The organism is Mesorhizobium sp. HAY1-8B, assembly GCF_056868045.1.
The window spans coordinates 4,246,468-4,269,710 of sequence record NZ_CP200321.1 but is presented as its reverse complement, the minus strand read 5'-3'; the positions used below and the strand labels follow the sequence as shown (position 1 = coordinate 4,269,710).

The 23,243-nt window shown below is 61.7% G+C and carries 18 protein-coding genes and 2 pseudogenes; 4 read left to right on the top strand and 16 right to left on the bottom strand.

Features of this window, described 5'->3' with window-relative positions; all coding sequences use genetic code 11:
• Nucleotides 1-21: 21 nt before the first annotated feature.
• Both AC1VON_RS20330 and AC1VON_RS20325 read right to left on the bottom strand, forming a co-directional pair.
• Nucleotides 22-2,022 (bottom strand): hypothetical protein, encoded by a 2,001-nt coding sequence (locus AC1VON_RS20330; RefSeq protein ID WP_483124643.1) that lies wholly within the window; start codon nucleotides 2,020-2,022, stop codon nucleotides 22-24.
• Entirely contained in the window at nucleotides 2,019-3,557 is a 1,539-nt protein-coding gene (locus tag AC1VON_RS20325) for an NAD(P)H-hydrate dehydratase (RefSeq protein ID WP_483124642.1), read from the bottom strand. The genes AC1VON_RS20330 and AC1VON_RS20325 overlap by 4 nt, the downstream gene beginning before the upstream one ends.
• A 358-nt stretch (nucleotides 3,558-3,915) precedes the next feature.
• Here AC1VON_RS20325 and AC1VON_RS20320 point away from each other — a divergent pair, with 358 nt between their 5' ends.
• The gene (locus tag AC1VON_RS20320; protein WP_006205430.1) at nucleotides 3,916-4,254 is read left to right on the top strand and encodes a P-II family nitrogen regulator; all 339 of its coding nucleotides are present in this window, start codon (nucleotides 3,916-3,918) and stop codon (nucleotides 4,252-4,254) included.
• Nucleotides 4,255-4,318: 64 nt separating this feature from the next.
• A complete protein-coding gene (glnA, locus tag AC1VON_RS20315) occupies nucleotides 4,319-5,728 on the top strand; it encodes a type I glutamate--ammonia ligase (RefSeq protein WP_056568012.1) in 1,410 nt (469 codons plus the stop codon).
• 918 nt (nucleotides 5,729-6,646) lie between these two features.
• Here glnA and AC1VON_RS20310 read toward each other — a convergent pair.
• Nucleotides 6,647-7,687, bottom strand: coding sequence for a glutamine synthetase beta-grasp domain-containing protein (locus tag AC1VON_RS20310; protein ID WP_065005076.1), 1,041 nt, complete (start codon nucleotides 7,685-7,687; stop codon nucleotides 6,647-6,649).
• Between the two features lie 316 nt (nucleotides 7,688-8,003).
• Between AC1VON_RS20310 and AC1VON_RS20305 the strand changes: the two genes are divergently transcribed.
• On the top strand, nucleotides 8,004-8,195 hold the full coding sequence (locus AC1VON_RS20305; protein ID WP_172350624.1) for a DUF2735 domain-containing protein: 192 nt from the start codon (nucleotides 8,004-8,006) through the stop codon (nucleotides 8,193-8,195).
• 82 nt (nucleotides 8,196-8,277) lie between these two features.
• On the opposite strand, the gene AC1VON_RS20300 is transcribed toward AC1VON_RS20305, so the two are convergent.
• Nucleotides 8,278-10,167: an MFS transporter gene (locus AC1VON_RS20300; RefSeq protein WP_172350625.1), complete on the bottom strand. Its 1,890-nt coding sequence runs from the start codon at nucleotides 10,165-10,167 to the stop codon at nucleotides 8,278-8,280.
• On the opposite strand from AC1VON_RS20300, the gene AC1VON_RS20295 reads away from it, so the two are divergent.
• A complete protein-coding gene (locus AC1VON_RS20295) occupies nucleotides 10,103-10,312 on the top strand; it encodes a hypothetical protein (RefSeq protein WP_172347039.1) in 210 nt (69 codons plus the stop codon). The genes AC1VON_RS20300 and AC1VON_RS20295 overlap by 65 nt on opposite strands.
• A 36-nt stretch (nucleotides 10,313-10,348) precedes the next feature.
• Here the strand turns inward: AC1VON_RS20295 and AC1VON_RS20290 are convergent, their stop codons facing one another.
• The 12 genes and pseudogenes from AC1VON_RS20290 to AC1VON_RS20235 form a co-directional block, all read right to left on the bottom strand.
• Nucleotides 10,349-11,140 (bottom strand): ATP12 family chaperone protein, encoded by a 792-nt coding sequence (locus tag AC1VON_RS20290; RefSeq protein ID WP_483124641.1) that lies wholly within the window; start codon nucleotides 11,138-11,140, stop codon nucleotides 10,349-10,351.
• 12 nt (nucleotides 11,141-11,152) lie between these two features.
• A complete protein-coding gene (locus tag AC1VON_RS20285) occupies nucleotides 11,153-12,025 on the bottom strand; it encodes a DMT family transporter (RefSeq protein ID WP_172352980.1) in 873 nt (290 codons plus the stop codon).
• Nucleotides 12,026-12,072: 47 nt separating this feature from the next.
• On the bottom strand, nucleotides 12,073-13,053 hold the full coding sequence (locus AC1VON_RS20280; protein WP_140773904.1) for an RluA family pseudouridine synthase: 981 nt from the start codon (nucleotides 13,051-13,053) through the stop codon (nucleotides 12,073-12,075).
• A gap of 61 nt (nucleotides 13,054-13,114) precedes the next feature.
• The gene (crcB, locus tag AC1VON_RS20275) at nucleotides 13,115-13,489 is read right to left on the bottom strand and encodes a fluoride efflux transporter CrcB (RefSeq protein WP_483124640.1); all 375 of its coding nucleotides are present in this window, start codon (nucleotides 13,487-13,489) and stop codon (nucleotides 13,115-13,117) included.
• A gap of 40 nt (nucleotides 13,490-13,529) precedes the next feature.
• Nucleotides 13,530-13,897: pseudogene (locus AC1VON_RS20270) on the bottom strand (DUF779 domain-containing protein).
• Between the two features lie 104 nt (nucleotides 13,898-14,001).
• Nucleotides 14,002-15,519, bottom strand: coding sequence for an aldehyde dehydrogenase (adh, locus tag AC1VON_RS20265; protein WP_483124639.1), 1,518 nt, complete (start codon nucleotides 15,517-15,519; stop codon nucleotides 14,002-14,004).
• A 141-nt stretch (nucleotides 15,520-15,660) separates the two neighbouring features.
• Nucleotides 15,661-16,632 carry a helix-turn-helix domain-containing protein gene (locus AC1VON_RS20260; protein ID WP_483124638.1) on the bottom strand — a complete coding sequence of 324 codons (972 nt, stop codon included), beginning with the start codon at nucleotides 16,630-16,632 and terminating at the stop codon, nucleotides 15,661-15,663.
• 173 nt (nucleotides 16,633-16,805) lie between these two features.
• Complete coding sequence (locus AC1VON_RS20255; RefSeq protein WP_483124637.1) at nucleotides 16,806-18,458, bottom strand: hypothetical protein; 1,653 nt, start codon at nucleotides 18,456-18,458, stop codon at nucleotides 16,806-16,808.
• Nucleotides 18,459-18,724: 266 nt separating this feature from the next.
• Nucleotides 18,725-19,556 (bottom strand): annotated as a pseudogene (locus AC1VON_RS20250) (aspartyl/asparaginyl beta-hydroxylase domain-containing protein).
• Nucleotides 19,557-19,715: 159 nt separating this feature from the next.
• Nucleotides 19,716-20,387, bottom strand: a complete 672-nt coding sequence (locus tag AC1VON_RS20245) for a DUF930 domain-containing protein (protein WP_483124636.1) — start codon at nucleotides 20,385-20,387, stop codon at nucleotides 19,716-19,718.
• A 5-nt stretch (nucleotides 20,388-20,392) separates the two neighbouring features.
• Complete coding sequence (locus AC1VON_RS20240) at nucleotides 20,393-21,700, bottom strand: replication-associated recombination protein A (RefSeq protein ID WP_172373917.1); 1,308 nt, start codon at nucleotides 21,698-21,700, stop codon at nucleotides 20,393-20,395.
• Between the two features lie 40 nt (nucleotides 21,701-21,740).
• A complete protein-coding gene (locus AC1VON_RS20235; RefSeq protein WP_172350634.1) occupies nucleotides 21,741-23,234 on the bottom strand; it encodes a DegQ family serine endoprotease in 1,494 nt (497 codons plus the stop codon).
• Nucleotides 23,235-23,243: the final 9 nt, after the last annotated feature.

Genomic DNA, 23,243 nt, shown 5'->3' with positions numbered 1-23,243 from the left:
GCAGAGGTAGCTGTCGAACACTCACTCCTCCTCCGCAGCGCCGAACCCCGCGTCCATCGTGGCGCTGGTGGCGCTTGCCCATGGCGTTGCGTGGTTGTCGATGCGCATCTGGAAGATGAAATAGGTCGGCGAGCAGAAGCCGATGCCTTTGACTTTGGCCGCCCCCGGCGTGTCCGGCGGTAGCGACTGGCACATATAATCCTCGCGGCAGAAATGATCGGCCGAACACGCCGGCCGGTTGCCGCGATTGACCGCACCGCCGAGGCACTGGTCGAAATTGTTGGTCGCCACGCAAGTGTCGAATTTTTTTCCGCCGACCAGCCCGCAGATTTCATTCGCCATCGGATTGCCCCTTTTGAAGGCGGCAAAGCCGCGGTCCCTGTCGTCACAGGCGCGATAGGCGATTCCGGCCGGCACGCCGATCTTCGGCGGACGGCAGGTATAGGCGGTGCGCGAGATCCCCGGTGCGAAGGCGGCGAATTGGCCTGATATCGTGTAGCGGTCGTTGAAAGGCTGCGACTGGTTGCTGGCGATCGACCCGGTCAGGCAGGGATGGCCGGAGAACATTCTTGGGCTGTCCTTGGGCAGCAGACACTGCGCCAGAGTGGTACGCACGCCAGACGCGGTCACCAGCGGCGTGCAGACCGTGCCGCCGCCGCATTGCCAGGTCGCGCCGAAACGCTTGGCATCGTCCGGCATCAGGCACGGCATCGCCATTTCGGCCGGCGCGTAGTCGACGTCGCCGGTATCAGCCCAGGTGGCTGGCGGCGCGAAGGACAGCGGCCGATAACGGTTCGGTTCCTTGCCTTCCTGCGTTGCGTGCAGCCAGGCCTGGCGCCGGGGAATCTCGGCATGGAGATGCGGCGAGATGCCGACCTCGATGCGGTTGAGCGGCGACGTCGTCTTGTCGTCGAGGCCTATCAAGTGAAAGCCGGCCGTGGAACCCGCCTGGTGACAGCCTTGGCAGGCGCCGTTGTCCAGCCGCTCGACCAGCGCCTCCGGCGTGCGCACCAGCTTCATCGAGGAATAATCGAGCGATACGAATTCCTGGGGCTGGAATATTTGCGTAAACGGATGGTTGGCCTGCCGCGCGCTGCCGAAGGTCGACCACGAGATGACCTTTTTCGCCAGGAATTCGTCTGGGATTTCGTAGACGCCGAGATCGACCGCCGCGATATTGGCTCTGACATAATCGGCAAGCTCTTTCTTCAGCGCCGCATCTAGCGAGAGCCGCGCGGTATCAGGTGTATTTTCCAGCGGCCTCTCACTGACGGTGGCGCCATCGATACCGAATATCCGCATGAGATAGGCGGCCTGCCCGCCGAATTCGGTCTCCTGGCCGGAGGGAAAGCGCACGATTTGCACATTCAGTTCGAGCTGCTTGAAAGTGAGCCCTGCCCGCTCCAGCGGCCCGCCGCTCAGCCAGCCAGCGTCGATGCTCTCATCCAGTTGCGGCGTCCAGCGTCCGGCAACGCCAACACAGCCGCCATCGGCATCCGGTGCCGCACTGTAGACCGCGTTGAAATTGAACGGCAGCCGCGAGGCCAGGACCTTGCCGTCCTTCTTGAAGCTGTAGGCGAGGCGATAGATGAAACGCACCTCGCCACAGCTCCTTTCGCCTTCCAAGGCAGCGAAATCGCGCCGGTCAAGCCGGTTGACGACGCCGACCAGACGGAAGCGTGCTGCCTCCGTCTTCAGCCAGCGCATGTCCATGACGCGACCGACATTGCCATCGGTTACCTCGTAAAGCGTGCGCCCGCCGGCCTTCATCTCGGCCCGAAGTGTGGCAATGTCTGATGCCACCGCATCAACGATCGCGTGATAGGCGGGTGCTTCGTCATAGAGCGCCTTCAGGTCGTCCGCGCCATCGACGGCGAAAATGCCGGCGAAGCCAAAGCCCTTGGCATCGAGGGTGGTGAGAACCGCCGGATCATCGACGATGGTCACCGGCTGCTGGGCGCGCACGCCATGCGAGGTGAGCAGCGCGATGAAGGCGGCAACGGTGAGCGCGAAACGCTTCATCCGTTAGGCACCTTGCGCCATGCCTCGACCAGTTCGCGCAAAACCGGCACCAGCGCCAGCGGCAGATCCTCGGCAATCAGCCCCGGTCCAAACCGGCTGCCGGCCTCGGCATGGATCCAGACGGCCGCGCAGGCTGCTTCGAACGCCGGCATGGCTTGCGCCATCAGGCCGGCTGATATGCCCGACAGCACGTCGCCCGACCCGGCGGTGGCAAGCCAGGCCGCGCCGTTGGAATTGATTGCCGCCCGGCCATCGGGCGCGGCGATCACCGTGTCGGCGCCCTTGTAGACGATGATGGCATTGGCACGTGCGGCCGCCGCACGCGCCTTGTCCAGCTTGGACAGGGCGTCATCACCGGCTATGTCGGGAAACAGCCTGGCAAACTCCCCTTCGTGTGGTGTCATCACCAGGGCCGGCGCATTCGGCCCGCGCGCCGATTCGAACAAGACGTCCTGCGCCTCACGAAACGAGGTGATCGCGTCGGCATCGAACACAAGGCCGTCGACCTGTGCGGAAGCATTCCGTGGCTGGCCAGCGGCCAGGAGCGCGAGCCCGAAAGTCCGCGTTTTTTCGCCGACGCCAAAGCCGGGCCCAAGCACGAACGCCGAAGGCCGGCGTTCGCCGGCAAATTCCTCGATGTCCGGGACGTCATCGGTCTTGCGCAGCATGATCGAGGTCAGATGGGCGGCATTGACCTGCATGGCGTTGCCCGGCGACAGCACGGTCACCGCCCCTGCCCCGCTTCGGGCCGCGGCCAGCGCCGACAGCCGCGCCGCGCCGGTGGCGCTCGGACCGCCGGAAAAGACGCCGACATGGCCGCGTTTGTATTTGTGCGCGTCGACCGCCGGCACCGGAAAATCGCGCAGCCAACGCGCCGGCCTGTTCTCGAACGCCCGGGACCGGAGCCGTGCAATGATATCGTCGCCGATGCCGATATCGGCAAGCACGATCTCACCGCATCGCTCGCGGCCCGGCAGCAGCAGATGGCCGGGTTTCTTGCGCGCAAAGGTCACGGTGATGGCCGCGATAAATGCGACGCCCAAAACCTTGCCGCTGTCGCCGGAAACGCCCGAAGGCAGATCGACCGCGATAACCGGCAAACGTCGGTTGGTGGCGATATCGACTGCCCTGGCGGCATCACCCGATAGCGGCTTGGACAGCCCTGCCCCATAAAGCGCATCGACCACGATCGAGCCGGGCTCGGCTTCAAAGCCGGACAGCGGCCGAGGCGCGATCGGGCATTCCGCGGCGGCGAGCGCCGCGTCGCTTTTCGGCCTCGGCGCCCCGGACGCCCAGATCGTCGTGGCGACGCCGCTGTCGGCCAGGATGCGGGCGACGACATAGCCGTCGCCGCCATTGTTGCCAGGCCCGCAAAGCACATGGACATGGGTTGCCTCGGGATAGCGGGTGAAAACCTCGGCCGCGACCGCTTCACCGGCGCGCCGCATCAAGCCTATGCCGGCGACTGGACCGGCGGCAATCGCCAGCCGGTCCGCCTCGCTCATTTCGACGGAAGTGAGAAGTTCATCGCTCATGGATTGCCGATCCGCATTCGATCAAGCATTGTCCAGTTTTCGATCCGAAGCAAACCAAGAGGAGTTGGCGCGACCGCGGCCATGATGTCCGGATGGGAGGCATTGCAGACGGCAAATGCCTTCTATTTAGGCGATATGCTCAATTATTGTGCCACAACACCCCTTGACACTCTGGAGACTCAAGAAGCCGGTGCCGCATCCGATGCAGTGAATGACGCGAATTTGCATCCCGGGGCGGTACGGCTTTGAAATCGCATGAGACCGCTTCTGCTCCGCTGAATTGGCACAGTTCGTGCTTGATGGAGGCGCAAGCGGGGGGTCACAACCCGTTTTTTTGGCAGTGGAGGCCACTTTTTACATGAAAAAGATCGAAGCGATCATCAAGCCATTCAAGCTGGACGAAGTGAAGGAAGCGCTTCAGGAGGCCGGGCTGCAAGGCATCACCGTCACCGAGGCAAAGGGCTTCGGACGCCAGAAAGGCCACACCGAACTCTATCGTGGCGCCGAATATGTCGTCGATTTCCTGCCCAAGGTGAAGATCGAGGTCGTGCTCGGCGACGATGCGGTCGAAGGCGCCATCGAGGCCATCCGCAAGGCGGCGCAGACAGGCCGTATCGGTGACGGCAAGATCTTCGTCTCCAACATCGAGGAAGTCGTGCGCATCCGCACCGGCGAAACCGGAATGGACGCGGTCTGATCGGACCCGGCCACCCTTCGAAACGTCATCCATCAAAAAACGTCATCACACAGGGATACATGACATGACGACAGCCAAAGACATCATGAAGCAGATCAAGGACAACGACGTGAAATTCGTCGACCTGCGCTTCACCGACCCGAAGGGCAAGCTGCAGCACGTGACGATGGATGTCGTCGAGGTCGAGGAAGACATGTTCGCCGATGGTGTCATGTTCGACGGCTCGTCGATTGCCGGCTGGAAGGCCATCAACGAGTCCGACATGGTGTTGATGCCCGATCCGGACACGGTCCACATGGACCCGTTCTTCGCGCAGTCGACCATGGTCATCCTGTGCGACATCCTCGATCCGGTCTCGGGCGAATCCTACAACCGCGATCCGCGCGGCACGGCCAAGAAGGCCGAGGCCTACATGAAGTCGGAAGGCATCGGCGACACCATCTATGTCGGTCCGGAAGCCGAATTCTTCGTGTTCGATGACGTCAAGTACAAGGCCGATCCCTACAACACCGGCTTCAGGCTCGATTCCACCGAGTTGCCGTCCAACGACGACACCGATTACGAAACCGGCAACCTTGGCCACCGCCCGCGCGTCAAGGGTGGCTATTTTCCGGTGCCGCCGATCGATTCCGCGCAGGACATGCGCTCCGAGATGCTGACCGTGCTCGCCGAAATGGGCGTCCGCGTCGAAAAGCATCACCATGAGGTCGCCGCCGCGCAGCACGAACTCGGCATCAAGTTCGACACGCTGGTCCGCAATGCCGACAAGATGCTGATCTACAAGTACGTCGTGCACCAGGTCGCCAATGCCTACGGCAAGACGGCCACCTTCATGCCGAAGCCGATCTTCGGCGACAACGGCTCGGGCATGCACGTTCACCAGTCGATCTGGAAGGGCGGCAAGCCGACCTTCGCCGGCAATGAGTATGCAGGCCTCTCCGAAGCCTGCCTGTTCTACATCGGCGGCATCATCAAGCATGCCAAGGCGATCAATGCCTTCACCAACCCGCTGACCAATTCCTACAAGCGCCTGGTGCCCGGCTACGAGGCGCCGGTTCTGCTCGCCTATTCGGCGCGCAACCGCTCGGCCTCCTGCCGCATCCCGTTCGGTTCGTCGCCGAAGTCGAAGCGCGTCGAGGTCCGTTTCCCTGATCCGGGCGCGAACCCCTACCTCGCCTTCGCGGCCATGCTGATGGCCGGCCTCGACGGCATCAAGAACAAGATCCACCCTGGCCAGCCGATGGACAAGGATCTCTACGACCTGCCGCCGAAGGAGTTGAAGAAGATCCCGACGGTCTGCGGTTCGCTGCGTGAGGCGCTCCAGAGCCTCGACAAGGACCGCGGCTTCCTGAAGGCCGGCGGCGTCTTCGACGATGACCAGATCGACAGCTACATCGAACTGAAAATGGCCGAGGTGATGCGCTTCGAAATGACCCCGCATCCGGTCGAATACGACATGTACTACTCGGTCTAAGAACCCGTTCGGATAGCTTGCAAAGCCCTTGAAGGATTTCTCCCTTCAAGGGCTTTTTGCTGCGCCCAACGCTCACTGATGGATGTGTATGGTCAATCACATCAGTGAATTGCTTTTGGGTGTTGGGATCGTGTGGTCTTGCCCGCTTGTGACCGCCGGCGAAACACACGGCTTCATAGTCGCAGTACAACGCCATGGCTGGCGCGTTGGCGGATGGTTCTAGAGCGCAACAAAACGCCAGGAGCGAGCGGCGCACTGCCTCAGGCTGCAATGCCCGCTCGTCCGGCGCCCCCGCCAATGCCGTCGTTCAAGAAACCCCGCCCCGTTCGAACAGCATCGCTTTGGCGTAACCCAAGGCACGATACGCATGCCGCGGCGCGATCTGTCAACGTTGCCAGCCGGTGGTGCAAACGGTCGATCCTAGTGCTTTAACAGAGACTTATATAAGAGCCTTTGAGTGCACAAAACCGCTCGAACCGGCGGTTTTCCGGGCTTTTCAGGCAATTTCCACGCCTGCGGCCCCGGGGAACACGGTGACCAAACGTCAGCCGGGGCGGACCGGTGCCACGGTTTTGGCCGCCCCTTTTCAACCTGACTTTTTTTGGGGGAATTCATTCCACGCGGCCGTCGCCGCCCAAAACGGTCCCTGGCAAGGACCAAGATTCCCACGGAACCGGGTAGCGCAGGGTGGGCATCTTATCGGCATGGTCGTCGGTGCCGTGTAGGCTGTGTTCAGAACAAGCATCAAACGGGTATCCGTCGACGCCCTGAATTGAGAGGTTACCCGAAGGCGCCGTGGCGGATTCGTGCGGTGCTCCACCCCAAAAGCACAAAAAAGCCCCGGCGTTTTCCTGCCGGGGCTCTTGTCACTGCAAACGCGGGCGCGGGTCATCTCATGGCCCGCGCTCGCGAAAACAATCAGGCGGCGGCCGAAACCGACGCGTCGGTCGCAACCTGCGAAATCGTCTTCAGAACCTGGGAGGCGATCTGGTAGGGGTCGCCCTGGGAGTTCGGACGGCGGTCTTCCAGATAGCCCTTGTAGTCATTCTTGACGAAGGAGTGCGGTACGCGGATCGAAGCGCCGCGGTCGGCGACGCCGTAGCTGAACTTGTTCCACGGCGCGGTTTCGTGCTTGCCGGTCAGGCGCTTGTCGTTGTCCGGACCGTAGACGGCGATGTGGTCCATGAGGTTCTTGTCGAACTGTGCCATCAGGGCCTCGAAATAGGCTTTGCCGCCGACTTCGCGCATGAACTTGGTCGAGAAGTTGCAGTGCATGCCCGAGCCGTTCCAGTCAGTGTCGCCAAGCGGCTTGCAGTGGAACTCGATGTCGATGCCGTATGTCTCGGTCAGACGCAGAAGCAGATAGCGCGCCATCCAGATCTGGTCGGCGGCCTTCTTGGAGCCCTTGCCGAAAATCTGGAATTCCCACTGGCCTTTGGCCACCTCGGCGTTGATGCCTTCATGGTTGATGCCGGCCGCAAGGCACTGGTCAAGATGCTCTTCGACGATCTTGCGCGCGACGTCGCCGACGTTCTTGTAGCCGACGCCGGTGTAGTATGGGCCCTGCGGTGCCGGGTAGCCGCTCTCGGGGAAGCCGAGCGGACGGCCGTCCTTGTAGAAGAAGTACTCCTGCTCGAAGCCGAACCAGGCATCCTCGTCGTCGAGAATGGTCGCGCGGCTGTTCGATTCATGCGGGGTTACGCCATCGGGCATCATGACTTCGCACATGACCAGAATGCCGTTGGTGCGGGCAGGATCCGGGTAAAGCGCCACCGGCTTCAACACGCAGTCGGAGCTGCGGCCCTCGGCCTGCATGGTCGAGGAACCGTCGAACCCCCACAGTGGCAACTGTTCGAGCGTCGGGAATTCTGCGAATTCCTTGATCTGCGTCTTGCCGCGAAGGTTGGGGACCGGGGTGTATCCATCGAGCCAAATGTACTCGAGCTTGTATTTCGTCATTCTAGCCTCTCGTTGCTTGATCACCGAACACCAAACAGCATCGACATGCGTCTGCCGTCGGCAGCCGGCGCTGCCGATCAGTAAAATGCAATTCGTGTGCCACTCCGGCACTGGCGGGTGCGGCAAAATGGCCGCGATATCGCGTCGAATTTGCTGAGCCGCCTCATCACCGGGTCCGGATCGATCAAACGCGCAGACCGCACAAATATTGGGCAAATAATGATCTTTTCGTAGGCATATTGCCTAAAGGAATCGCAGGACCTATCTTCTGGGAAAGCTGAATTGACAAGCTCCTGAAGAAGAAAGGAGACGGCCCATGGAAATCGTTCCCACCCGTCCGTCGGCAAAAATTCTGATGTTCCCTCTGGCAGCGCGTAAATCTGCCTCAAATTTAGGCGCGAAGGCGAAATTCACGGCAGAGCTCGCCTCGTTGCGTACCACATACGCCGATTTTGACGGCTGGTATCACGAAGCAGCCGTCGAGGAAGAAAATCAGCGAAAGAGCTGATCCGCTTCTTTCGGTCACTGACATGAAAAGCCCGGCGTGATTGCTCACGCCGGGCTTTTTCGTTGCACATGAATCCGATCGGCTAATCCTTAGCGTGCAAGTTGGTGCCGAGCGTGTCCTTGACGAAGATCACGCCTATGACGAGCGTGATCGCCGCGATCACCACCGGATACCAAAGGCCGTAGTAGATGTCGCCCCTATAGGCGCTGAGCGCGAACACCGTCGCAGGCAGCAAGCCGCCGAACCAGCCATTGCCGATGTGATAGGGCAGCGACATGCCGGTGTAGCGGATGCGGGTCGGGAACATCTCGACCAGGATCGCCGCGATTGGGCCGTAGACCATGGTAACGAGCAGCACCAGGAGGAACAAGATGCCGATTGTCATCGGCCAGTTCACGGCCGCCGGATCGGCGAACATGGCAAAGGCGCCGCCACCCGGTATATTATAGACGGTGACCTCTGGGGCGCCCGCCGCCTCATCTGTGGTCAAGATCTTGTCCTTGACCGCCTGATCGGTAGGCATCGCTGCCTTTTCGCCGCCGCGGATGGCAGCAGCATCAAGTTTCAGCTCGGGGTTGGCCGCGATGAAAGCGTCGAGTTTCTGGTCCGCGACCTTGATCGCTGCCCGCTTCAACGGATAGCCGCCGTCCTGCAGCGACATGTTGACGGCCTTGACGAAGGCAGCGTCCTTGGCCTTGGCCTGATCGCCGGCGGCAACCGCGTCGTAGGACGTCACCGTCTCGTTGCCGATCTTGACCGACGCAGCCGTCCCGGCCGCAGCCGTCGACACCACGTCATAGGGAACCGAGTTCTTGGTCAGGAACGAAGTCGCGATATCGCAGGACGTCGTGAACTTGGCCGTGCCGACCGGATTGAACTGGAACCTGCAGTCTCCGGGTGCCGCCGTCACCGTTGCCCGCGTGTTCTGCTGCGCCTTGGCGAGCGCCGGATTGGCGGCCCAGGTCAATGCCTTGAACAGCGGGAAAGTGCTGACGATGGCGAGCGCAAGGCCAGCCATGATAATCGGCTTGCGGCCGATCTTGTCGGACAGCCAGCCGAACACGACAAAGAAAATAGAACCAAGCGCCAGCGCAACGGCAATCATGATGTTGACCGATTGCGCGTCGACCTTGAGCACGTTCTGCAGAAAGAACAGCGCGTAGAACTGACCATTATACCAGACCACGGCCTGGCCGGCGGTAAGGCCGAACAACGCCAGCAGCGCGATCTTGGCATTCTTCCACTGACCGAAAGCTTCCGAAAGCGGCGCCTTGGATCCCTTTCCTTCATCCTTCATCTTCTGGAAGGTCGGCGATTCCGAAAGCGACAGCCGAATCCAGATCGAAACGGCGAGCAGCACGAAGGAGACGATGAACGGAATGCGCCAACCCCAGGCGGCGTAGGTTTCCTTGCTCAGTGATCCCTGGACGATGAGGATAACGATCAGCGACAGGAACAGCCCAAGCGTCGCCGTCGTCTGAATCCAGGACGTGTAGAAGCCACGGCGATCATCCGGCGAGTGCTCGGCAACGTAGGTCGCCGCCCCACCATATTCGCCGCCGAGCGCCAGACCCTGCAGCATGCGCAGGAAGATCAGGATCACCGGAGCGGCGATGCCCAAAGTGGCATAACCGGGCAGCAGGCCAACCAGGAAGGTCGACAGGCCCATGATGGTCATGGTGACGAGGAATGTGTATTTGCGGCCGACAAGGTCACCAAGGCGACCGAACACCAGCGCGCCGAACGGGCGCACGAGGAAACCAGCGGCGAAGGCCAGCAGCGCGAAGATATTGCGCGTCGCCTCGGGAATGGTCGGGCTGAAAAAGGTCGAGCCGATAAAGGCAGCCAGTGAGCCGTAGAGATAGAAATCGTACCATTCGAAAACAGTGCCGAGCGAGGAAGCGAAGATGACCTTCTTCTCCTCTCGCGTCATGCCGCGGCTCGTTCCGCCGGCGGTCGATGCCATTGCCATTGATATGTCCTCCCGTGAGACCCTTGCCCTCGATGCCACGCCAATGCCCGCGTTCTCCTCCGAACGCAGACTCAAAAAAGCGGAGCCATCAGGCAAAAAATGGCAGAAAGCACCCGCCGACGTCAGAGCGACGATGGGATTATGACTTTGGTATTAGGTGCGGTGCGGCAATGGCCCGGGCTCAGGCCTTGAGTGCCTCGAGAAGGCCGGCCGCGGCCATCATGTCGCGCTTGCGCGCGGAGCGGCGCGCGACCGCTTCGGCGTCCTGCCCCCATTGCTCGATCTGCCAGTCCTCGTCGACATGGCCGGCGGCCCAGGCGGCCTCCGCGTCGAGCTCACCGAAATCGACGGCCACCGCCAGCAGCGCCGAACCGGTCAGCGAGGTCATGAGATGGATGGCGGCCAGCCGCAGCGGCTCGGCGCGCTGATTGAGATGACTGCCCAGAACGGCGATCGTCTCGCGCGGCTGCTCGACATGGATGATGCCCTCGGCGAGGTTGAAGCGTGCGCCGAATGCGGCTCGCGCCCAATCGATGACGGGATCCCACTGCTCGTTCTGCCGGTCAACCAGCCCTTGCGGCGCGTCGGCGCGGTAGCAGAGCAGGTCCGATGAGGCAAAACGCAGTATGTCTTCCAGCACCGCCTGCGGGTCACTGGCGACGCCATCGATGGCGGTGTTGACCAAGCGCATTACCGGCATCGTCACCGGATTGATCGTCTCGCCCTGTTCAGCGAATTCTCCGGCAACCAGCACTGCTGCCGCCTCGGTCGGCAGCGCCAGCAGCGCCTTGCCCGGCGTGCGCACCGGCTTGCCGTCGAGATGCACGGCGAAACCTTCCTCTACCGGCGCAACCGAAACGGTCTTGTAGAAGCGCTTGGGCAGCGGCGTCTTCATCTGGATCTGGGCACGGCGCACCGGATCCGGATCGGAAAGATACTTGCCCGCTTCGAGGTCGTTGAGGATGTCACGCATGAAAAATCTCTCTCACACCGGTGTCAGCTTGCGCGCCGGCCGGTTGACGATGATCAGGCCCGCCGCAATCAGGCCAAGCGCCAGAAAAATGCGAATGGTCAGCGGTTCGTTCAAGATGATCGCACCGCACAAAACGCCAAAAACCGGCGACAGGAACGTGAAGCTGGACAGGCTTGACGCGGGATAGCGACGCAGCAGCCAGAACCACAGGACATAGGTGAAAGCGACGATGTAGATCGCCTGGAAAAGCAGCGCCAATGTCGGCAACAAGGAGGCATCGCGCACCGGCGGACCAGCGAGAGGCAACACCAATATGCCGACGACCGCCGCGCCGGCGAGTTGATAGAGCAGCAGCTTCTCGGCGCTGGCTTCCACCAGTTTCGAGCGTTTGATGAGAATATTGGTCAAGGCCCAGAAAAATCCGGCGCCAAGACTGAGGAGATCGCCGAACAGCATATCCCCGCCGCCGCCAAGCTTGTCTGAAAAGACGGCGGCAAGGCCGGCGAAGGCCAGCAGCAGGCCAAGGAACTTGCGCATGGTGATCTGTTCGCCAAGCAGGAGGTGACCACCAATCAGCATCCAGAACGGCATTGCGTTGACCAGCAGCGTGTTGCGGGCAACCGTCGTATGCTCCAGGCCGACATAGAGGCAGAGGAACTCGACGCCGAAAAGCGCACCCACGACAATGCCGGCGAGCAATGTGCCATCGCGGGTGAACAGAGCGATGCCACGCCAGCGGCACCAGAGGAAGACGCAGAAACCGCCAATGATCGAGCGTGCGATCGACAGGAAGACGGGGTCGTAGCCGGCATAGGAGATCTTGGCGGCGACGTAGTTCAGGCCCCAGGAAAAGGTCAGGCCAACCATGACCGCAGCGGCGGCCATGTCGACAGTGTCGCGCCGATCGAGCGCGTCGGTGGCGCCGCTCAAGGTCAGTCCTCCGCGTTCTGCTCGTCGAAGCCGATCAGGTTCCAGCTCTGGCGCATATGCGGCGGCATGGGCGCGGTGACATCGATGACGCCCTTGTCGGGATGCGGAATGATGATGCGTCGCGCGTGAAGATGCAGTCGGTTTTGAATGCCGCCCGGAAAGTCCCAGTTGGTGTCGGCCTCGAAATATTTCGGGTCGCCGATGATCGGGCAGCCGATATAGGCGGCGTGGACACGAAGCTGGTGGGTGCGGCCGGTATAAGGCTCCATCTCCAGCCACGTCATGGTCTGCGCCGCCTGCTCGATGATGCGGTAGTAGGATACGGCGTGATCGGCACCCTTTTCACCATGCGCGGCAATGCGCACCCGGTCGCCGTCGGGCGTTGGCTCCTTGATCAGCCAGGTCGAGATCTTGTCCTCACGCTTGGGCGGCACGCCCTTGACCAGGGCCCAGTAGGTTTTCTTCGTTTCGCGGGCGCGAAACGCCTCGGACAGCTTCATCGCAGCGAGCCTTGTGCGTGCCACGACCAGCACGCCCGACGTGTCGCGGTCGAGCCGGTGAACCAGCCGCGGCTTTTCGCCTTTCTGGTTGCGCCAGGCTTCCAGCATGTCGTCGACATTGCGGGTGACGCCCGAACCGCCCTGCACCGCAAGGCCCGCCGGCTTGTTGAAGACGAAAACCTTCGGATCCTCATGGATAAGCATTTTCGCCAGGACGTCGGCATCGCCCTGGTTGCGGATCGAATGACCGGTCAGCGCGCTTTCGCCCTTCTTGTCGACCTCGAGTGGCGGGATACGAACCACCTGGCCAGGCTCGACACGGCTGTCGGCCTTGACGCGGCCGCCATCGACGCGGATCTGGCCCGAGCGCAGCAGCTTCTGCAAATGGCCGAAACCAAGACCCGGGAAATGGGTCTTGAACCAGCGATCGAGCCGCATGCCCGCCTCGCCGGCCTCCACCGTGATCTGTTCAACGCCTGCCATTTTTTCTTCGCTTACCCGTTTCCAAAGCAGGGCTCGGCCTGCGCTTGGCGCGGCAATAGCATTAAGGCAGGCTTCTTGCGAGCCAAAGACCCAAAAACAAGGCGATGATGGCGCCAATGACGCTGGCCAGTGCATATCCAAACGCCGGCAGCGTGGCTCCTCGTTCCCACAGCGTGGCGAAATCGAGCGAAAAGGCGGAAAAAGTGGTGAAGCCACCCAAGATACCGGTGGCGACAAACAGCCTGACTTCGTTCGTCCCGCCGCGGCGTGCCATGGTGGCGATGAACAGGCCCATGGCAAAGGAGCCGACAATGTTGATCGCCATCGTGCCCCAGGGGTAGTTGGGGCCAACAAGGCGCAGCGCCCCCATGTTGGTGAGATGGCGAATGCCGGCGCCGATGCCACCGCCGACGACAACAAGAAGCAGATTAAACATCGCCGTTTACTGCCCTTGCGAGGGCGGCGGCGTCAACCCGTCAAGTCCCCAACGACATCCCTGGAACGGCACAGATGGTCGAGCGCGTCAGGAACCGCCTCTCGCGCCCATTGTCGAGCGAGAACATGCCACCCCTGCCCGGCACCACATCGATGGTAAGGTCGGTGTGCTTCCACGCTTCATATTGCGAAGCGCTGATGTAGACTGGCGTTTCGCCGATCTCGCCCAGCATGACGTCATTGTCGCCGACGATGAAATCGCTGCGGGGATAGCACATTGGCGAGGAGCCGTCGCAACAGCCGCCCGATTGATGAAACAGCACCGGGCCGTGGCGCCGATGATCTCCGCCAGGAAAGCAATGGCTTCCGGGGTGGCCGAGACTTTTCCGAGCGAAATCTTGTCGGACATACCGTCTTCCTCCTCCATCCCCAAACCATCCGAGGCGTGATAGAGCCACGCCTCGGATCACGCATGATCCCCTGGGGAGGATCATGCGCCGCCTCGGGAGGCAATCAGAAGAAACCCAGCTTTTTCGGGCTGTAGCTGACCAGCATGTTCTTGGTTTGCTGATAGTGGTCGAGCATCATCTTGTGGTTTTCCCGTCCGATGCCGGACTGCTTGTAGCCGCCGAAAGCCGCGTGCGCGGGATAGGCGTGGTAGCAGTTGGTCCAGACACGGCCGGCCTGGATGGCGCGGCCGAAGCGGTAGCAGCGGTTGGCGTCACGGCTCCAGATACCGGCGCCGAGGCCATAGAGCGTGTCATTGGCGATCGACAATGCCTCGTCGTCATCCTTGAAGGTCGTCACCGAGACCACCGGCCCGAAAATCTCCTCCTGGAAGATACGCATCTTGTTGTGGCCCTTGAACACGGTCGGCTTGACGTAATAGCCGCCGGCAAGATCGCCCGGCAGATGGTTCTGTTCGCCGCCGGCAAGCACTTCGGCGCCTTCCTTGCGGCCGATGTCGAAGTAGCTCAGGATCTTTTCCAGCTGTTCGCTCGATGCCTGTGCGCCGATCATGGTTGCCGGATCGAGCGGGTCGCCCTGCACGATCGCCTCGACGCGCTTCAATGCCTTTTCCATGAACTTGTCGTAGATCCTCTCATGCACCAGCGCGCGGCTGGGACAGGTGCAGACCTCGCCCTGGTTCAGCGCGAACATGACGAAGCCTTCGATGGCCTTGTCGAAGAAGTCGTCATCTTCCGCGGTCACGTCCTGGAAGAAGATGTTGGGTGACTTGCCGCCGAGTTCGAGCGTCACCGGGATGAGGTTCTGGCTGGCATATTGAGAGATCAGCCGGCCCGTCGTGGTCTCGCCGGTGAAGGCGATCTTGGCGATGCGGTTCGATGAAGCGAGCGGCTTGCCGGCCTCGAGGCCAAAGCCGTTGACGATGTTGAGCACACCATCCGGCAACAGGTCGCCGACCAGGTCCACCCACAGCATGATGGTGGCCGGCGTCTGCTCGGCGGGCTTCAGCACCACGCAGTTGCCGGCGGCAAGTGCCGGCGCAAGTTTCCACACCGCCATCAACAGCGGGAAGTTCCAGGGAATGATCTGACCAACGACGCCAAGCGGCTCATGGAAATGATAGGCGACGGTGTCGTGGTCAATCTCCGAGATGCCGCCTTCCTGACTGCGTACCGCACCGGCAAAATAGCGGAAATGGTCGATGGCCAGCGGCAAGTCGGCCGCGGTCGTCTCGCGGATCGGCTTGCCATTGTCCCAGGTTTCGGCAAGCGCCAGGAGGTCGAGATTGTCTTCCATGCGATCGGCGATGCGGTTGAGGATCAGCGCGCGGGCGGCGGCGCTGGTCCTGCCCCACGCGTCCTTGGCCTTGTGCGCGGCATCGAGTGCCGCCTCGATGTCCCTGGCGTCCGAGCGAGCGATTTCGCCCAGCGGCCGGCCGGTCACCGGCGATATGTTCTCGAAATATTTTCCGGAGAGCGGGGCAACCCATTTGCCGCCAATGAAGTTGTCGTAGCGCTTGGCGAAGGGAACCTTGGCCGTGCGGGAAAATTCCACCTTGTTCATCGTCTTCCTCCCAAGTGGCAGCGTCACGGAATGTGGCGCGTCGTTGGGAAGAGTTGCGGACGGGGTCGGCTTTGTCAGCCCCGGCTCCGGCATCCGCCAGCGCGGACTGTCGCAGATCTGCGACAGTCACGGACCCTAAGCTCAGTGCGGACGGCGGATGCCGAAGCGGGCAAGCTTGCGGTGCAGGGTCGCCCGCGAAATGCCGAGGCCGCTGGCAGCCGCCGACACATTGCCCTCGGCGCGCGCCATGGCCCTCTGGACCACGCCGCGCTCGGCTTCGTCCAGATCTTCCGCCGCCCCGGCCAAGTTGCCCAAAATGTCCGCGGCGGGGAGACCCTTGGCCAGGATCTGCTGGGTGATGCCGAGGCCAAGACGGGCCGAGCGTGTAGCGCCGATCACCAAATCGTCGCCATTGACGGCGATCAATGCGCTGGCGCTGCGCTCGGCGACCGGTGCCAGCAGGATGCGAGCGTCTGAAAACACCAGTCGGAAATTCTCGGCCTCGATACGACGCGCGGCGTCGCTCACCGCGATAGCGATCAGGTTGACAAAGCCTTCGGTCAGGTCCGACCGGCAAGATGACACATCGAGGGCGGCCGCCAGATTGCCTTCATGATCGTAGATCGGCGCCGTGGTGCAACTGAGCAGTGTGTTGCGCGAAAAGAAATGCTGGTCGCGGTGAATGGTGAGGGCGCGCTGATCGGCAAGACAGGTGCCGATGCCATTGGTACCCTCGGAGTCCTCGCTCCACACCGTGCCCGTCCACAACCCCCACTCATCGAACGTGTCGTCATCCGCAACGGCGCCGCGGCGCTCGACAGGAATGCCGTCGCGGTCCGCAAGCAGCACACAGCAGCCAACGCCGCCTACGGCGAGGTAGAGACGATCGAGGCTCGCATCCGCGGCGCGCAGCAGCGGCTCTATGCGTTGCCGGGCCTCGCTCAACTCGCTTTTGGTGAGACGCTGCGGCGCCTTTCGTTCGGCTGGATCAAGGCCGTGCAATGTGAGCGAGCGCCGCCAGGACGCAACCAACGCCGAACGCGCGGCATCACTGCCGGCGATGGCTGCCTGGATGAAATCCGCATGATGAACCGTAGGCTGCCGTCCGCTCACCTTATCCTCCAAAGGCGATTGTCGTTTTCAACCCAAGCTGCGTTATATCCATTCAGATATATCCGCAGTATGGAGTTGTAGGCACCGAAGCCCAGCGGCGCTATTGGACGATGGTGCAACAGGCGAGAAAGGCGGCCGGATCGTAGCCGTGCCCGAAACCGCCAACATGATCGTTACCAGTCAGGCGTTACCCAGCCCGGATACTTTTTCCTGAATTCGCTGTAAAGGGCATCGACTTCGGCTCTGCTGACCGGGCGCACCCGCTCGTAGAGGTAACCGGTAACGCCGGACAATTGATATTCCGCGATACGCTTGTATGCGGCCCCGATGCCTTTTCCCTCGACAATGTATTGGTTCGGAATCGTGACGCAGATCTGGGCATCCGGTCGCAGATGGGTAACAGGACGGTCCGTCACGACAACGTATCTGGATTTCAATGCGTCCGGTTGGAACTGATCACGACTGTCCACCTGGCAAATCCATCCGACATGGGCAACAAGATCCCGCCTCATGCCGAACAGGAGTGCGTCGCTCACTACAGGACCCGAGGCAAACACCGAAAAACGGTCCTCCGATCCCATCCTGGCGATGAGGTCATCGATCAGGCGCCGGTACTCGGGGAGATTGTCGAGGTGAAGCGGAAGCGTGGCTTCCCTGGCGAAGACGAAGCCGACCGGCGACAACAACTGACGGCCAGCGGGAAAAAACGTGCCCAGAAACGCAAGTCCCGCAACAACCGCCATGGCGGCGGCCGACCATCGCGATTTCAGTCCCGGCGCGGAGACGATCGAAACGATCGCCTGGGCATAGGCGGGAAAGAGCCACAGCAACATCGGTAGCGAATGATGCCGTTCGGGATCCTGTGTCCGGATAAAGATCAGGAAGGTGAGCCCGGCGGCGATGGCACAGAACAAGGAAAATCTGTTGCCGCGCACAACAGAGATGTAGAGGCCTGCCATGACCAATGCCCAGTTCACATAGCTGAGCCGAGAGCCTATTCCACCGAGTTGGGTGACAAAGATCGTCCTGTATCCGCTGTAAAGGTCGGCGTAGCTGGTTCCCAGGATCTTGGCGATCAGCGGCAGTTGGAAACTCAACGCTGTCGCGGCAATAAGGAAAATCACACACAGGCCGCCCAATACAGCGTTCCGGAAGGCCTGCAAATCCCGATCCCTTGCGATCTGCAGCAGACCCAGCAAGGCCGCGGAAACGGTGATCCCTATTGCAGCGTAGGCGTACCAGCGGCGCAGCATGAACGCCAACCACAGGCACGCGCCGACAGATATTCCGCTTATCACCGGTTCGCGGGTCAGGAACTTGGATTTCCAGAGAAAATAGGTTGCCGCGGTCAAAGCGAGACAGCCGGCGACGTCAGGCATTCCACGAAGCGTCGGCGCCCAGAACGGGGTATACAGGAAAGCCGCGATCCAGACGGCGATCCAACCTCGGGAGGGTGTCTCGGAGGCCGCCTCCAGATAGCTTATTCTGCCTATGAAAAGTAGCGCCGGGACCAAGTAAACCGCGACTATTCCAGCGACGAAGGAAAGCCTTGAACCGCCGAAAACGAGGTGAAACGGCATCAGGGGCACCAGGATCGCCACGCCGTAATCTTCCGTCGCGATGGAGGTGCTCAATTGGCTCAGCCATTTGGAAGGGCTCTCGACCAGGAGGGCGCCTTGCTGGTTGAACATGTTGAAGTAGGCGGCGAAGTCCCAGTAGTATACGGACTCTTCGAGATTTATGTACGCAGCGCTGAGGGCAATCCCAAGCAACACTGTGCATAGGTAGGTACCCGTCCAGAATCCGAAGATTTTGTTCTTTGTCACTTGAGATCGCCAAGGAAGGAAGAGACAGAACTGCGGGACCAAAGCCGAAGTCGTCGCCTGACGCCGCCAGGAGTCGCTCCGGCGAATCTTGTAACAAGATTTATATAATGAATTGTCGAGAGCCGAAATGGGCTGATGCCAAATGAGCTTATGCTTAAGTACCCACGCCGCAAGCGTGGAGAACGCCAATAACCAGCGATCCGCAAAGCAGCCGGCAGAGATGCTTGCTTGCAAACTGCTGCCGGCTACGTTGACGTATTGTCAGTTCAGGTGGTTTCGACCTTCTTCGGCTTGGTCGAGCCGATCATTTTCCAGTTCTTGTAGAACATCGAATTGATGCGCTCGACGCTGACCGAGACGACAGCGAGCATGCCGGCGATGAAGTCTTGGGAACGGGGAAGGCCTGATGATGTCCATGAACACGCAATAGCGGCGGCCGTCATATTCGTTGACCGAGCGATGCAACAGAGTGTCATCGAAAATGAACTGCGGATTGTCGTACCAGTAGTTCTTGACGTTGCCGCATTCGACGAAGATTTCGGCTTTCACCGGAACCAAATTGTAGAGGATGCGCAGGCTGAGCCGTAGCGGGCCGAAGTGCCAGGAGGTCGATTCGCGCTTGCTGAAAACGGAAACGGCGATGGTCTTGATGTATTTGAAATCCTTGTTGAATTCGGCGACGTTGTCTATTCTGTGCTTGCCGTACCATTGATAGACATACATGCCGCGCCGACCGGCGCCGAAATTGGCGTCGATGTCGGCGATGATCTCGTCCTTGCGCGCCTTGAAGATGTCCAGGACCTCGTTGACCTCGCGCTGATAATCCTCTGGAAACTGCTCCAGCTTCCACACGCCGGGATTCCTATAGCACAGGAGATCAACCAGCAGGTTGAACGGCGAAAGCAGCCAGGTGAAGAGGCCGTTGCCAAGGAAATAACCGCTGAACAGCGCCAGATCCTTCCTGTCGTTGCGCAGCACGTCAATCAGCCCGCAAACGATGAAGATCGTTGTGAGGATGGGGATGAAGTAAAAGCCAAGGGCGAGAAGTGGGATGGCGATGGCGAATTTGCGAAGGGTTTTGCGAAGGGTTTTTGTCATTTTTCCACGCGCGGAGCGCGATCCTGTTGCGAATGAGTGTGCCAAATCTGGGCAACGGCCACCGCCCGGCCGTGCGCCTTGATAAGATTTTTTGGGTCGCCGCACAACGCCACGATTGCGTGGCCTGGCAGCTGCCTGGTGGAATTTGCCAGACGTCGGTCAATGCACCGCCGGCAAGCCGAGCTCGTCCCATTTCTCCCTGGCCACGGGATCGCCGACCAGGAACTCAAAGCCGATGACGCTTTCGCCGTCTTGCGCGAGCTGGCATTTGAACTTCAAATTATACCAGTTTTTGCGACTGCGGAAAGCCGCGCCATCCGCGGCGATCGTTGTGCCGCGGACCTTCTCCTCGGCGGTAGCGTAAGGCACGACGCGATCCGGCTGAAAGTCCGCGCGCCATCGCCGGATCTGGTCCATGGCTTCGAGATTGCACAACTGCACCATGCGCTCGTCGGAAGCGAAGGTCGCAAGATCGGCGCGTGCCTGCCGGCTGCGCGGATCGGCGAGCGTCTTGCCCGACAGCATTTCGGTCGGCCGGATCATGGCCGGCGCGGTGGGCGGTTGAGATTGAGGAGCACTCGGCGACGGTGATGGCGCTGGCGCCTCTGGTGCCGAAGGTCGTTCTGGGGCTGGCGGTGGCCTTGTCGACGCCTCGAACTGCTGGGGCGTCAGAATGCCGACCGACACCCGCTCCTCTTCCAACCGCTTCGGCAGCCTCGGCAGCGGCATGAGAGCCAGCGTCGCGGCAAGCAGCGCGTGGAGAACGACGGAGGTCGAGATACCCCATGGCGAGGCCTCGCTTCGAAGCGTGACGACCACCGGGCCGCGCAAGTCAGCTAGTCCCGTTCCTTGCGTAGCTTCGCCCAGTAGTCGAGCCGCTTCCTGATGTCGCGCTCGAAACCACGCTCGGGTGGATCGTAGAAAGTCTGGCGGCCCATCTTCTCCGGAAAATAGTCCTGGCCCGAAAAAGCATCCGGCTCATCATGATCGTAGCGATAGCCCGCGCCGTAATCCTCTTCCTTCATCAGCTTGGTCGGGGCGTTGAGGATGTGCTTTGGCGGCAGCAGAGAGCCATGCTCCTTGGCAGCGCGCGTGGCCGCCTTGAAGGCGGTGTAGACGGCGTTGGATTTGGGCGCAGTGGCGAGATAGACAGTGGCCTCGGCAAAGGCCAGTTCGCCCTCCGGCGAGCCCAGATAGTCATAGGCGTCCTTGGCGGCATTGGCGACGACCAGCGCCTGCGGATCGGCAAGGCCGATATCCTCCATCGCCATGCGCACCAGCCGGCGGCCGAGATAGAGCGGATCCTCGCCGGCATCGAACATGCGCGCGAGATAGTAGAGCGCGGCGTCCGGGTCCGAGCCGCGCACCGACTTGTGCAGCGCCGAGATCAGATTGTAATGGCCGTCCTGCCCCTTGTCGTAGATCGGCGCGCGGCGCTGGACGATGCGCTGCAGGCCTTCGGGATCGAATATCTCGCCAGGCTTGGCCGCGCGCCAGACTTCCTCGGCGAGTGTCAGCGATGCGCGTCCGTCGCCATCGCTCATGCGGATCAGCATCGCCCGCGCCTCGTCGTCGAGCGGAAGCGCCCTGCCCTCCGTGGCCTCGGCGCGCGTCATCAGCTTGGCGATGCTCTCCTCGCCGAGTGAATGAAAGACCATGACGCGCGCGCGCGACAGCAAGGCGGCATTCAATTCGAAGGACGGGTTCTCGGTTGTGGCGCCCACCAGAACGACCGTCCCATCCTCCATGACAGGGAGAAACGAATCCTGCTGGGCGCGGTTGAAGCGGTGGATCTCGTCGACGAAAAGCAGGGTCTGGCGGCCGTTGGCGCGGCGCAGCTTCGCCGCCTCGAACACTTTCTTGAGGTCGGCGACGCCGGAAAAGACCGCCGATATCTGCTCGAAGGCCAGGCTGGTCTCGCCGGCAAGCAGCCTTGCCACCGTGGTCTTGCCGGTGCCCGGCGGCCCCCAGAAGATCATCGAGCCCAGCGAGCCGGAGCCGATCAGCCGGGTCAGCGCGCCATCGGGGCCGGTCAGATGCTCCTGGCCGACGACCTCGCCAAGATTTCTGGGCCGCAGCCTGTCAGCCAGCGGCCGTCCGGGCGGCGCCTTTTCCGGTTCATCGACGCTGAACAGATCGGCCATTTATGTCTTCAGGTTGGAGCACGACCCTCGCGGGCCGAACTCAGTAACGCAACACTTGGCGCAGTATCTGCCCGCCGCGCTCGACGGTAAAGCGCCACCAGCGCGTATCCTGCTGGGCTACCTGCGCCAGCGTCGCGGCGGTGTCGATGGTGGTACCGTTGACCTCGCGCACGATATCGCCCGGCTGGAAGCCGAAATCGGCAGCGGGCGAATCGCGATTGATATCGATCACCGTCACGCCTTTGAGATCTGTACGCAGGCCGAGCTTCTGGGCAAGGCGCGGCGACAGTTCCGCGACCTTGGCACCTGAAAACGGGCTGCGGCCATGCAGCGTCACTTCCGAGGCCTTCGCGCCTTCCGGCGCACGCTCCAGCGCGATATCCATCGCCGCCTGCTGGCCCTTGGTCAGGATCGCGAAATTCGCCTTGGTGCCGATCGACAGCGTCGCCATGCGATAGTCCAGCGCCGCGATGCTCTCGACTGGCTTGCCGTTGATCTGCATCACGACGTCACCGGGCTTCAGCCCCGCCTTGCCGGCGGGCCCCGCCGCGTCGACCGAAGAGACCAGCGCCCCGGTTGGCTTTTCCATGCCGAGCGATTCGGCGATCTGCGGCGTCACCGCTTCGAACTCGGCGCCGATATAGGGTCGTTCGAAGAAATCGAGCCCGGCCTTGGCGGCGTCGGCGAAGGCCCGCACCATGTTGGCGGGGATGGCAAAGCCAATACCGATCGAACCGCCGCTGCGGCTGTAGATGGCTGTGTTGATGCCGACCAGTTGGCCACCCATGTTGATCAGCGCCCCACCCGAATTGCCTGGATTGATGGCGGCATCGGTCTGGATGAAATACCCCGAATCCGAGACGCCGATATGGCTGCGGGCAAGTGCGGAAACGATGCCGCTGGTAGTGGTCTGGCCGACGCCGAACGGGTCGCCGATGGCCAGCACCAGGTCGCCGACCTCGAGTGCGTCGGAATCGCCGATGGCGATGACCGGGAACGGCTTGTCGGATTCGATCTTGAGCACGGCGAGATCGAGCGTCTCGTCCTTGAGCATTATCTTGCTGGCGAATTCGCGCCCGTCGGCGGTCGCCACCTTGACCTCATCGGCATCCTTGATGACGTGGAAATTGGTGACGATGACACCGCTCGGATCGACAAGCACGCCCGAGCCGAGCGAGGACTGCGCGCGCGGCTGCGCGCGGCCGAAAAACTCCTCGAAGAACGGATCGCCTTCAAAAGGCGACGTGACCTTGGCCGTCTGCGAAGCATAGACATTGACCACGGCGGGCGCGGTTTGCTTGACCAGCGGCGCGAACGAAAGCTGCACCTCCTCGCGGCCGAACGGCACGCGCTTGTCGGGCCCAGAGGTGGCATTCTCGCCTTCAACGCCATGCAACAGATCGGTCAGCACGTCCGACAGGCCCGGATCCGCGGGCTTGGCGGCGTCCTCGGCCAACGCCTGCCGGACTGCCGGTGCGGCTGCGACCACCATGAAGGCGCAGAGCAGAACAAAGGACAGTCTTTTGGCGCGCATTCGCGAATC